This is a genomic window from Bifidobacterium sp. ESL0704, from assembly GCF_029392075.1.
In the GTDB taxonomy this organism is placed as follows: Bacteria; Actinomycetota; Actinomycetes; order Actinomycetales; family Bifidobacteriaceae; genus Bifidobacterium.
Genome location: NZ_CP113929.1, coordinates 714,199 through 726,808 on the forward strand (window position 1 = coordinate 714,199; position 12,610 = coordinate 726,808).

A 12,610-nucleotide genomic window follows, 5' to 3' on the forward strand; every position below is an offset into this window, starting at 1 on the left:
ATACAAAGAGTAATTGCGGTTGCGTGCGACAAGGTTCAGGTCGAACCCCGTTTGCTCGACGCTGCATTCATTGACTTGTCATCGACGAAGGCGGCAAGGGCAGGGGGAGCAAAGCGGGCCGAGTCTTGCCGTCAAAATCGAATTGTCAGAGCGCTACTGGGTGCTGCTGGCGTACGAAGTTGATTGACCACCTCGAAACATCGAGTGGCTGAGTGTCGCGTTGTCGCATGTTTTGCGGATTTACCACTCGGCACGCCAGTATTGCGGCGCTGCCGGGTTGGATTCACGAGGAACGCCCAGACGAGCGGCGGCCATCGCGGGCCAGTGTGGATTGCGCATCGCGGCGCGTCCGATCGAGACGGCATCGACCTGGCCGGTGCGCAGCATCGTCTCGGCCTGCTCAGGGCTACAAATACCGCCGACCACGCTGACCACGGCGTCGGTGTCGGCCAAGGCGCGTTTGATTTGTGCGCCCAACACTGCATGGAATCCGGGGCCGGAAGGCTGCAGCGGTGTGCTGACCAAACCGCCGGAAGACACGTCGACCCAGTTGATGCCGTGGTTCTTGACCAGATCGCGCATCAGGCGCGAGGTGACGTCGACATCAAGCCCGCCGGCGACCCAATCGGTGGCGGAGATGCGGATGCCTAGCGGCTTGGAATCAGGCCACGCCGCACGCACCGCGTCCACGACTTCGCGGGTCAGCCGGAATCGGTTCTCCTCGGTGCCGCCGTATTTGTCGTCGCGGGTATTGGTCAACGGCGAAAGCGACTGATGCAGCAGATAGCCGTGTGCGGCATGGATTTGGATGACGTCGTAGCCGGCGGCGTCGGCACGGCGTGCGGCGGCAGCGAAATCCGAGACGATCTGCTCGATGCCGTCTTTGCTCAGTTTCGTCGTCGGCCGATAGCCCTTGGCGATGGACTGGTCGGTCATACCGACCGTCTGCCATCCGCCGTCTTCAAGAGGCGCGGAACCGCCGTGCGTGCCGGGAAGCCAAGGTTTGCCGGAAGCGCGTCCGCCTGCGTGGTTGAGCTGCACCGCCGCAGCCGCGCCTTGTGAGTGGATGAAGGAGACCAGACGCCGGTGCGTGGCTTCCTGCGTCTCGTTGTACATTCCGAGGTCTCGCGGTGAAATCCGGCCGATCGCATTGACCCCTGTCGATTCGATGGTCAGCAATCCGAACCCGCCGGCGGCGATGGCTCCGTAATGTTGCAGATGCCAGTCGGTGGCCACCCCGTCCTGACGGTCGACGGCATACTGGCACATGGGGGAGAGGATGGTGCGGTTGCGCAGCGCAAACCCCGTCCCGTCCGGTGTGGGAAGGGTCAGCGGCGAAAACAAGGTGCTGCGGTTGTCTGTGGTCATGATCTGCTCCTTGGGTCTTATGAAAACGCTAAAGATGTTGTTACCACTATTGTAAACAGTGCAAGGCTGTTTTGTTTTCTGAAAGGCGGACATGCGCCTTTGCGCTGTGCCCTTGCCGCCCCCCCACGAGATTGCGGCAATACGATTCGGTCGTCCCGTTCCTTTTGCTGTGCGTGCCGGGGCAGTGGCTTTATCGTTGACGCAGTATCGCCATTGACGAAACCGATGATTGTGCGCAACGTTGCAGGCCGTCTTATTCCGTCTGACTTGCGTCTCTTCTATACTGGGAACCATGTCAAAAGCCAAGCAGCGCCGAATCCGCAAGTCTCCCGAGGAACGCCGGGCGGAAATCACGCAGGCCGCTGCCAAGCTGATCAGTACCAAGGGGTTCAACGGCATTTCGCTCAAAGACGTCGCCGACGAGGTCGGTATGAGCCAGCCAGGGCTTTTGCATTACGTTGGCAACAAAGACGGTCTGCTCTCACCCTTGATCACCGATATCTATGACACGACGGGCACGCCGGATGATTTCCTGGAGTCCGGCTTGCCGGGCAGCGACCCCGAAGGCCCGTTTTTCCCTGCATACCTGCGATTTTTGGTACGGCACAATGCCGGCAGGAAAATGATGGTGCAGCTTTATATGGTTTTGGAAACAGAATCGTTCGATCCCTCGCATCCCCTCCACCAGTACTTCGTCGAACGTCCCGAGTCGGTGTGGGGCTATTATTCGCAATTCGATTGGGCCCTGCCTGCGGAATTTCGTCCGTGGGGCGATAAGATGCGACCGGTGGTCCGCAGGTGCATCGAGGCCATGGACGGCATCCAGCTGCGATGGCTGCGTGACCCCCCGATCGATCTTTACGACGAATGGCTGGCGTTCGAAAAGGTCATTTTCCCGGATGGGGTGTGGGACCATTATCGGTGATCGGGTGGCATTCGACCGCAATCGTTACGATCGTTGTGACGTAAGAAATATACATTAGATAGTGTTGTAAAAAGTGGTTTTTATACACGGGTTATTTCGATGTCACAATATTTTATCGAGTGAAAAGAAGGTATGTGTCTGCTTTTACTTTTTTGTTTATAACGCTGATACATTAAAATTGGGCAATACGACCAATCGAGACGTCATCGTTTTTACCAGCGAAATCGCTAAAACGGGGGAATATGACGCGCTTTATGGCTAAAAGTCTTTTATTATCCGATTTGACAAAGTAGGTCAAGCTGGATAATATTTCGTTTATCTAATAAACGATAGATAAATTGAAATCCATCGTTATTGGGTAGATCATTGGTGATAGTGAAAGAAGTGGGTCAATGAGTGATTCCATAGTCGCCAGCAAAGCCGATCGCCTTGCTAGGCATAATGCCGCGATAGAGGCGGCGGAAAAAGATCCAGCCTTAAGCCCCGAAACCGGTCAGAAGGTTCCCAAGAAGAAACTCGTGCGATTCGGCGCCGGATTCTTCATGTTTGGCGTTTTCTGGATGACGGGACTCGGCATCGTCTCGATCGTCCTGTTGCCGGAACACTACAAACAGGTGATCGGCATACGCCCTGATGTCCTGATCGGTTACGTCAATGCCTGCACCGCCGTGGCCTCTTTGGTCGCCAATCTCGTGTTCGGCACGTTCTCCGACCGCTCCCGTTCTCGTTTCGGTCGCCGCACCCCCTTTATTCTCCTCGGTGGCGTGCTCGGCGGTGTGATGCTCTTCCTGACGGGTACCACCAACAACGCAGTGCTGCTCACTGTCTATTACTGCCTGTGCATGTTTGGCTTGAACTGCATGATCGCCCCGATGACGGCGACCATCTCGGACCGTATTCCTTCGGGGGTCCGAGGCACGATGTCCGCGTTCTACGGGGCCGGGTCCACTATCGGTTCGCCCATCGGCTCGCTTATCGGCGCGTTTTTCGTCACCAACCTGATCCCTGGCTTCGCGTTGGCCGGTGTGCTGATGTTCCTTGGCGGCATTGTCGCGGTCGTGCTCATTCCTCGTGAGGAATCGGCCGACTATCTGCCTGCTGCCGACAAGGGCTTCAAGGACGTGATCATGTCCTTCCGTCCGCCGAAGTTCTCGACGGGCCACGATTTCTACAAGGCGTTCGTCGGACGTCTGTGCATGCTTGTCAGCTACCAGATGATCAGCGTCTACCAGATGTACATCGTCGAAAACTATGTCGGGCAGTCGGTCAAGCAGGCTGCGGCCACGATTTCGGTGATTTCGGTGATCACCATGGTCGTCTCTCTGGTCGGCTCCATCGTCGCCGGTCCGTTCTCCGATTTCATCGGCCGCCGTAAGGTCCCGGTCGTTGTAGCCTCGGTGTGCTTCGCCATCGGTATCGCGATGCCTTGGGTTCTGCCGACCACGACAGGCATGTACCTCTATGCCGCCATCGCCGGATTGGGGTATGGCGTCTACTCCTCGGTCGACCAGGCATTGCTCGTCGATGTGCTGCCGAACAAGGAAGAGGCGGGCAAGGACCTCGGCATTCTGAACCTCGCCACGACGTTGGGGCAGATGTGCGGGCCGCTGATCATGTCGAGCATCGTCGTCGCCGCCGGCTATTCGCTGGCGTTCCCGGTGGCCATCGCGCTGGCGTTGATCGGCTGCGTCTTCATCATGTGGATCAAAGGCGTGAAGTAGAAATTCGACAAGTCGTCGTTGCGACGGCCGGAATCGCCGTCAGTGCTTGACGGATTCGTGATGGTTCGGATCCGCCGGGCGCTGACGAATCGTAGGATCAATAGGTTTTCAAAGGAAGGCAGAATCATGACTGCAACATGGATTGCATCAACGCCTGATGCGAAATTAGTGGAGACGACGGTACGCTCCCCGCACGGCGATGGAGCTCAGAAAGAGGCGAACGGCAGCGATGCCGGCGGCTTGACACTCACCGGTGAGACGTTCCAGAAAGTGCGTGGCTTCGGCGGCTGCTTCAACGAGCTGGGTTGGCAGGCGCTCACCAAATACACCGACGCCGACACCGCCGAAACGGTGTTCCACGAGCTTTTCGGCCAAGATGAAATGAACTTCCGTTTCAACCGCGCACCCATCGGGGCTAACGATTTCGCCGAAGAGTGGTACAGCTACGACGAAACCGACGGCGACTACGACATGAGTCATTTCAGCGTCGAACACGACGACAAGACGTTGGTTCCCTATATCCAACGCGCGCAGAAATACCAGCCGGACATGCAGCTTTTCTCGAGCCCGTGGAGCCCGCCGACGTGGATGAAATTCCCCAAGGCCTATAATTTCGGCCGCATCGTGATGACACCCGAAAACCTCACCGCCTACGCCAAGTATTTCGTGCGCTACGTCCAGGAATACGCCAAGCGCGGCATCAAGGTGACCCAGCTGCATGTGCAGAACGAGGTCTTCGCCGATCAGAAGTTCCCAAGCTGTTTGTGGTCGAGCCACGACCTCAAGGTCTTCATCCGCGATTACCTCGGACCGGCCTTCGAACGCGAGGGCATCGACACCGACATCTTCCTCGGGACGATGAACGGGCCGGAGGACATGTCGTGGACAGGCGGCGGTTACGGCATGAGCCTCAACAACTACAACCGCTTCATCGACGACATCCTCTTCGACGCCAAGGCGCGAGGCTATATCAAGGGCATCGGCTACCAGTGGGCCGGGCAGAACGCCATCGCGCGCACCCACGAATCGTGGCCGGAGCTCGAGCTTGAGCAGACCGAATCCGAATGCGGCACCGGCGACAACTCCTGGGACTACGCCGAATACGTGTTCCACCTGATGAACCACTACTTCCGTGCCGGCGCCACCGCCTACGTCTACTGGAACATGGTCTTGACCGAGATCCTGAGCACGTGGGGATGGAAGCAGAACTCGCTCTACAGCATTGACTCCAAAACCGGCAGCTTGACGCGCAATCCGGAATACTACGTGATGCGCCACTTCTCCAAGTATGTCAAGCCCGGTGCCGTACGGCTCGGCACGAGCGGACGCTTCAATTCGATGGGCATCGCCTTCCGCAATCCCGACGGCTCCATCGCCGTGGTGGTACAGAACGCGCTCGAGCGTCCGATCGATTTCAGTTTCACCGATCCGAGCGATGCAACGCATGCGGTGGCCGCGACTCTGGCCCCGCGCTCGTTCAACACCTTCGTTATCGACTGAAAGTTACGATAACAAGGTGCAATAACCACTGATGCAATTTGCGGGTACGGTCGCTGCCTTTCGTCGACAGAGGCCGTGCCTGCATCCTATTATTTTTATTGCGTATTCAATGAAGACGATACGTAAGGCAAGGATGAACCAATATGATCGAAGCGAACACAACGGCAAAGCTGCCGGACAGGATTCTTTTCGGAGCGGCGTATTACGACGAGTACATGCCGAAAGACCTTGACCGGGTCGAGACGGATATGGAGATGATGCGGCATATCGGCATCAACACCATTCGCATCGCCGAATCGACGTGGAGCACCTGTGAGCCGCAGCCCGGCATCTTCGATTTCTCGCATGTCGATCGCGTGCTCGAGGCCGCACGGAAGCACGGCATTTCGGTTATCGTGGGCACGCCGACCTATGCCGTGCCGACCTGGCTGGTGCGCATGCATCCCGACGTGCTCGCCGTGACTGCCAATGGTCCCGGCAAATACGGTGCCCGCCAGATTATGGATATCGTCAATCCTTCGTACCGTTATTACGCCGAACGGGTCATCAGAAAGCTGATCGCCCACGTCGCCCAGAATCCCGCGGTCATCGGCTATCAGGTCGACAACGAGACGAAATACTATGACTGCGTCTCGCCGGATATGCAGGCGCTTTTCGTGAAGTATCTGCGCAAGCGTTTCGACGACAATCTCGACGATCTCAATGCCGCGTTCGGGCTCGACTACTGGTCGAACCGCATCAACGCCTGGGAGGATTTTCCCGACGTGACCGGTGCCATCAACGAGTCGTTGCGTGCGCAGTTCGACAAGTTCCGTCGCTCGCAAGTGGCGCAATACCTGGCTTGGCAGGCCGATATCGTACGTCAATACGCCCGGAGCGACCAGTTCATCACCCATAATTTCGACTACGAATGGCGCGGCTACTCCTTCGGCGTGCAGCCGGCGGTCGACCATTTCAAGGCGGCCCAGGCGCTCGACGTCGCCGGCGTCGACATCTATCACCCCACCGAAGACGGGCTGACCGGCAAGGAAATCGCGTTCGGCGGCGATATGGCCCGTTCGATCAAAGGCGGGCAGAACTATTTGGTATTGGAAACCGAGGCGCAAGGTCAGCACGGCTGGTTGCCGTATCCCGGCCAGCTTCGCCTTCAGGCCTACAGCCATCTGGCCAGCGGTGCCGACAGCGTGATGTACTGGCATTGGCACTCCATCCACAACTCTTTCGAGACCTACTGGAAAGGCCTGCTGAGCCATGATCTCGAGCCGAACCCGACCTACGAGGAAGCCGGCGTCTTCGGGCGCGAGGTCGCCAGGCCCGAAGTGCAGGACCGGCTCAAGCATTTGCACAAACGCAATCAGGTCGCCATCATGGTCTCCAACGAGGCGTTGACGGCGCTCGATTGGTTCACGCTGGAAACCGGTTTCCCGGCCGGCGGCGGGCTGCGGTATAACGACATCGTCCGAATGTATTACGATGCATTGTTCGAGCTGAACATCGAAGCCGATTTCGTGGCCACGGATGCCGATGTCGAAACGCTGGGCCAGTACCGGCTCGTGGTGACCCCGGCGCTCTATTGCGCCCCGCAGCACACCATCGACACGTTGCGGGCCTATGTCAAGGCGGGCGGCCATTTGCTTTCCTCGCTTCGTTCGTTCGTCGCCAATGACGATGTCACGGTTTGGCACGATCCGGCCCCGCACGGCCTCACCGATGTGTTCGGGATGAGCTACAACCAGTTCACGAGGCCCAATGGCGTCGGTGTCGTGGCCGCGGCTGCCGACGGCGGTTCCGGAACCGTTGCCGCGTCGAAGGCGGCGACGGCGGCGACGCCAGGTGAGGCCAAGGCCGAAGCGCTGATCGAATTGCTCAAACCCAACGACGAGGATACGCAGGTTCTGGCCGGCTACCATCATCCGTCCTGGAACGCCTACGCGGCGATCACCCGCCATGCCTTCGGATCCGGTTGGGCGCAATGGGTCGGAACCGTACTCGATGCCGACGCGACCCGCAAGGTCGTCCGCGGGGCTGCTGAAGCCGCCGGCGTCGAGGCGCTGGGTGCCGATCTGGCCGGAAGGGTGAGTGTGCGGGTCGGGTTCGACCAGAACGGCGAACGCGTCGTTTACTTCCTGAACTATTCGCCCGAACCGGTCTCATTCGCCTCGCCGATATCCGGCAAGGTGATTGTCGGCGGCATCACCGTCGCCGCAGACGGTTCGGCGGTGGAGGACCGTGCGTCCGGTCCGGTGGCTGGGACGTGCGTCGCAACCGGAGACGAATTGACGATCGGAGCCTGGAATCTGATCGTCGCCGTTACCGAAGAAGCGTGATACCGGTGCATAGATGCCCGCCGGTAGGCAAGGGGTTGATTCGGTGCGAATCGGGCCTTGCTGCCGCAACGATATGATTTTTATAAAGCACACTTGAAAGTCAGGGATAATGACAATGACTGCCAACGAACAATTACCGTACCAGAACCCGAACCTCAGCGACGGCGAACGCATCTGCGACCTCCTCGGGCGCATGACGCTCGAAGAGAAGGTCGGCCAGATGCTGCAGCTCGACGCCAGGGGCGGCAACCTCAAGCATCTCATCGTCGAGCGTCATGTCGGTTCGATTCTGCACACCCGGCCGTCCGATTTGCCCAAGGCCGCCGAGATGGTACGCAAGAAGACCAGACTCGGCATCCCGCTGGTCATCGGCGATGATTGCATCCACGGTTATTCGTTCTGGGAAGGCGCGACGATCTACCCCGAACAGCTGGGCATGGCCTCCTCCTGGGATCCGGCGAAGGTCGAGAAGATGGCACGCGCCACCGCTGAAGAGGTCTCGGCGACCGGCGTGCACTGGACCTTCTCTCCGGTGCTCTGCATTTCCCGCGATACCCGATGGGGTCGTGTGGGCGAGACCTTCGGCGAAGACCCGACGCTGATCGGCGAGTTCGCCTCGGCCATGGTACGTGGCTATCAGGGTGGTGCCAAAGCGGGCGAACCGCTCTCCCGCGACGCCATCCTGGCCTGTGCCAAGCATTTCGCCGGTTATTCGGAAACGCAGGGCGGGCGCGACGCCAGTGAAGCCGATTTGTCGCATCGCAAACTTGCCTCGTGGTTCCTGCCGCCGTTCGAGCGGGTCGCGCGTGAAGGCGTCGGCACGTTCATGCTCGGCTACGAGTCCATCGAAGGGGTTCCGGTGACTTTCAACCACTGGCTCTTGAGCGACAAGCTTCGCGGCGACTGGGGCTACAAGGGCATGCTGGTCACCGATTGGGATAACGTGGGCCGCTCGGTCTGGGAGCAGAAGGTCAAGCCCGATTTCGTCCATGCCGCGGCCGATGCCGTCAAGGCCGGCAACGATCTGGTGATGACCACACCGCAATTCTACGAAGGCGCGATCGAGGCGGTCAGGTCGGGGCTGCTCGACGAGTCCGCGATTGACGAGGCGGTCTCGAGAATTCTCGCCGTGAAGTTCCGTCTGGGGCTTTTCGAGGACCCTCGTCTGCCTGATCGCCAGCGCATCGACGCGGTTATCGGCAATGACGCACATCGCCAGACGAATCTTGAACTGACGCGCGAATCGGTGGTGCTGCTGCGCAACGGTTCGGCCGCTTGGCATGCCGGTGGCGCTCATGGTGTTCGTGGCGTGAAGAAGCCGGGCAAGCCCGTGCTGCCACTTGACGCGAAATCCCTCTCTCGTATCGCCGTTGTCGGCCCGCTTGCCGATGACGCGCAGACGCAGCTGGGCGACTGGGCCGGCAACTCCGGCCAGGTCTCCTGGATGCCCAAGGGCCAGCCACGGGGCATGATCACAACCGTGGTCGACGGATTGCGTGCGCTCGGCCAAAACGGCTTGGGTACCGGCTGCAATCAGGATGGCAGCACTTTCGAGGTGAGGTATTCGCGTGGCGCCGACGTGGTGGTGCTTGAAGACGATCCGGACGGCCCGGTGTTCCCCGACGGCCAGCCGCGTCCGAAGGTCGCGTTCCCGGCCCCCTTCGATCAGGGGCTGCTTGATGAGGCCGTGGACAACGCGCGTCAATCGGACGCCGTGGTTGCCGTGGTCGGCGACACCCTTCCGCTGATCGGTGAGAGCTGTTCCACCGCGACTCTGGAGCTGCAAGGCGGACAGATCGCGTTGCTGGACGCGCTCGCGGACGTTACCAAGGCTCAAAACAAGCCGTTTGTCGTCGTGCTGCTGAGTTCGAAGCCGCAGGTGCTTCCCGACAGCGCCCTGAACGCCGACGCCTTGCTCTGGGCGCCGAGCCCGGGCATGGAAGGCGGTCGTGCCGTCGCCGAGATCCTGATGGGCGTCACCGCTCCCAGCGCTCGCCTGCCGATCACCTTCCCGCGTCACGCCGGTCAGCTCCCTGTATATTACAACCAGATTCGCGGCCAGCACGCCTGGCGTTACGCCGACCTCACCCAGGACCCGGCCTTCGCGTTCGGTGAAGGCTTGGGCTACACCACTTTCACCTATCGCAAGCCGAAGATCGAGGACGGGAATACGCCGTTCGGCATGGACGATACGTTGCATGTCTCGGTGGACGTCACCAACACCGGCAAGCGCGAAGGCACCGAAGTGGTGCAGGCCTATATCGGCGACCTGGTCACTTCGGTCAGCTGGACCGACCGCGAGCTCAAGGCGTTCCGCAGAGTGACGTTGAAGCCGGGGGAGACGAAGAGCGTCACGCTCGACATCCCCGTTTCGGCATGCTCCATCGTCGACGCCGACGCCAACCGCATCGTCGAGCCGGGCGAATTCGAGCTGCTGGTCGGCCATTCCTCCCGTCGTCGCGATCTGAAGCGCACCACATTCACGGTTGAGTGATCGCCAGAGAGCGGATATGGGCCCGCTCCCACGATGATTGCTGAATGCCGCCATATTGAAGCCGCTCGGTCTGGTCACCGGCTTCAATATGGCGGCATTACCGGATTCCGACATTTTTGGGTTACTGAGAGACTCTGAGAGGCCCCAAATGGCGGGGTCGCTGGTTGCTGCAGGCGGGGCGGCGGGTGTGTAAAGCGCTTCTCGGCGGTTTCCGGTCCCTTTGCGGTTGGGGCATGATGGCATGGAGCTCAATGGTATCGCATCGGCGCTGGGGCGGGGAGCGGTGCGCGGCTTGCGTAATCGGCTCGTCGATTGGCCCAAAGCGCATACGATAAAAGATATGAACACTACTCCACGGGTGAATTATGCGCATCTCGGCGCCAAGATCAACAGCAAGCATGTGGCCAGTCTGCTGCATTTCTTTGTCTCCGGCGCCAAGCCCGAACGCGACGACGGCTACGGCGTCGAGATCGAGCACCTTCCTGTGCGTAACGGCAGCGATCAGGCGGTTAGCTATGCCGAAGCCAACGGCATCGAAACGCTTTTACAACGCTTGCGGCCCTATTATGACCCCGACAAGGAATTCGTCGAGGACGGCCATCTGCTGGGCCTTGCCCGACCCGGCATCGCTTTGTCGCTGGAGCCGGGCGGCCAATTCGAGACCTCGATCGGCGTGTTGCATACGCCGCAGGAACTGCTTGATATCTACGCAGGATTCCGCGCCGAAATCAACCCCATCCTTGACGATCTGGGATTTCGCCTGATCAATTACGGCTATCAGCCGGTCACGAGTTTTGCGGACATCACAATCAATCCCAAGCGTCGCTACGCGGCGATGAACGAGTATCTGGGCCATGTCGGCTCGTACGGGCCCTGCATGATGCGCTGCTCGGCCTCCACCCAGGTGAGCATCGATTACAGTGACGAGGCCGATGCCATCGCCAAAATGCGTGTCGGCACGGCGTTGGGGCCGATCATCTCCATGTTCTTCCGCAATTCCCCGTATTTTGAAGGTGCGCGCAATCCCTTCCCGCTGCTGCGCCAACGCATCTGGGACAAGGCCGACCCGCAACGCGCCGGCATCACGCCGGGGCTTTTCGACCCGCGCTTCGGCTGGGAGGATTACGCCCGTGACATCTTGGCCACGCCGATGATGTTCGCCGACCTGACGCACACGCCGGAAGCCGCGAACTTAAGCGAAGACAGGCAGGAATTCGTCGCCTTCAGGCGCAATGCCGCCGATATCTACCCCGACCGTGAGCTCAATGCATACGAGGTCGGCCATATCCTTTCGACGCATTTCAACGATGTGAGGCTCAAGAATTTCGTGGAGCTGCGGCACTGGGACTCGCTGCCGATCGAGCGCGCGGAACTGTTGACGCAAGCCGTGAAGAACGTCTTTTATGACGATGCCAATTTTGCCCGCTGGAAGTCTTTCGCCGAAGGGCTTTCCGTCGTCGACGTCGAGCTGGCGAAGGACGATCTGCAGGCGCACGGCATGGCGGCACGGCCTTTCGGCAAGTCTATGGACGAATGGCAGGACGCACTCGGGCTTGAAGACACCCGTGCCGACATCCCCGGCGATCCGGTTCATCCCGAGGTGTTTCAGCGGTGAGACCCATATTTTTCCACGAGTCCGGAAAAGTATGAGACCGGCCTACCGATATCCTTCCCACATCGGCATCGGCATCAATTCGGCTTCGCACTCGGCCCACATCTCGTTCAAGTCTCGTTCGGGGGCGCGCAGCCACCGCAGCTGGATGCCGTCCATCATGCTGAATCCGGCCTGAAGCAGATGTTCGATATTGGTGTTTTCGGGAACATGCCAAGGAATCTGCAGCATCTCCGCCAGCAGGTTTTGGTCGCGTTTTTTGAAGTATTCATGTGCCGGATGCTTTGAATCGATGGCTTCCGCGTCCAGGGTGGAGAACATGTGGACCTGTTCGGGCCGCTTGGCGTTGATGGCCACGACCTCGCGCCACATTCGCGCCACGTTCGGCCTGTCGTTCATTCTGAAATGATCCATGATGGCTTCGGTGCCCGGGTCGTATATCTCGTCGAGAACAATATTGAGCAGCCCCTCTTTGCTGCCTACGTGATGGAGCACTCCGGCCTTGGTCATTCCCACGCTGTTGGCGATTTTCTGCAATGAAGTGCCGTAATACCCGCGTTGTCCGAACGAAACGACGGCGGCATTGAGTATCGCCGTGCGGCTATCGGTGCCGTTGTCGTGTTTCTTGGTGTGGGAAAAATGCAGCATGGTTGGAAGGCCTCT

8 protein-coding genes are annotated in these 12,610 nt (G+C 59.5%); 6 read left to right on the top strand and 2 right to left on the bottom strand.

What is annotated here, in order from left to right; translation table 11 throughout:
- Positions 1-240 precede the first annotated feature (240 nt).
- Entirely contained in the window at positions 241-1,368 is a 1,128-nt protein-coding gene (locus OZX64_RS02375; RefSeq protein WP_277173563.1) for a tRNA-dihydrouridine synthase, read from the bottom strand.
- A gap of 292 nt (positions 1,369-1,660) precedes the next feature.
- Between OZX64_RS02375 and OZX64_RS02380 the strand changes: the two genes are divergently transcribed.
- The 6 genes from OZX64_RS02380 (at position 1,661) to OZX64_RS02405 (ending at position 11,950) form a co-directional block, all read left to right on the top strand.
- Positions 1,661-2,293, top strand: coding sequence for a TetR/AcrR family transcriptional regulator (locus OZX64_RS02380; RefSeq protein ID WP_277173565.1), 633 nt, complete (start codon positions 1,661-1,663; stop codon positions 2,291-2,293).
- Between the two features lie 392 nt (positions 2,294-2,685).
- Positions 2,686-4,014, top strand: coding sequence for an MFS transporter (locus OZX64_RS02385; protein ID WP_277173568.1), 1,329 nt, complete (start codon positions 2,686-2,688; stop codon positions 4,012-4,014).
- Between the two features lie 126 nt (positions 4,015-4,140).
- Positions 4,141-5,514, top strand: coding sequence for a glycoside hydrolase family 30 beta sandwich domain-containing protein (locus OZX64_RS02390; RefSeq protein ID WP_277173570.1), 1,374 nt, complete (start codon positions 4,141-4,143; stop codon positions 5,512-5,514).
- 143 nt (positions 5,515-5,657) lie between these two features.
- Positions 5,658-7,841, top strand: coding sequence for a beta-galactosidase (locus tag OZX64_RS02395; protein ID WP_277173572.1), 2,184 nt, complete (start codon positions 5,658-5,660; stop codon positions 7,839-7,841).
- A 115-nt stretch (positions 7,842-7,956) separates the two neighbouring features.
- Positions 7,957-10,335 carry a glycoside hydrolase family 3 N-terminal domain-containing protein gene (locus OZX64_RS02400; protein ID WP_277173574.1) on the top strand — a complete coding sequence of 793 codons (2,379 nt, stop codon included), beginning with the start codon at positions 7,957-7,959 and terminating at the stop codon, positions 10,333-10,335.
- Between the two features lie 340 nt (positions 10,336-10,675).
- Positions 10,676-11,950 (top strand): glutamate-cysteine ligase family protein, encoded by a 1,275-nt coding sequence (locus OZX64_RS02405; protein ID WP_277173576.1) that lies wholly within the window; start codon positions 10,676-10,678, stop codon positions 11,948-11,950.
- A gap of 42 nt (positions 11,951-11,992) precedes the next feature.
- Here OZX64_RS02405 and OZX64_RS02410 read toward each other — a convergent pair whose 3' ends face one another.
- Positions 11,993-12,595, bottom strand: a complete 603-nt coding sequence (locus OZX64_RS02410; protein ID WP_277156241.1) for a TetR/AcrR family transcriptional regulator — start codon at positions 12,593-12,595, stop codon at positions 11,993-11,995.
- Positions 12,596-12,610: the final 15 nt, after the last annotated feature.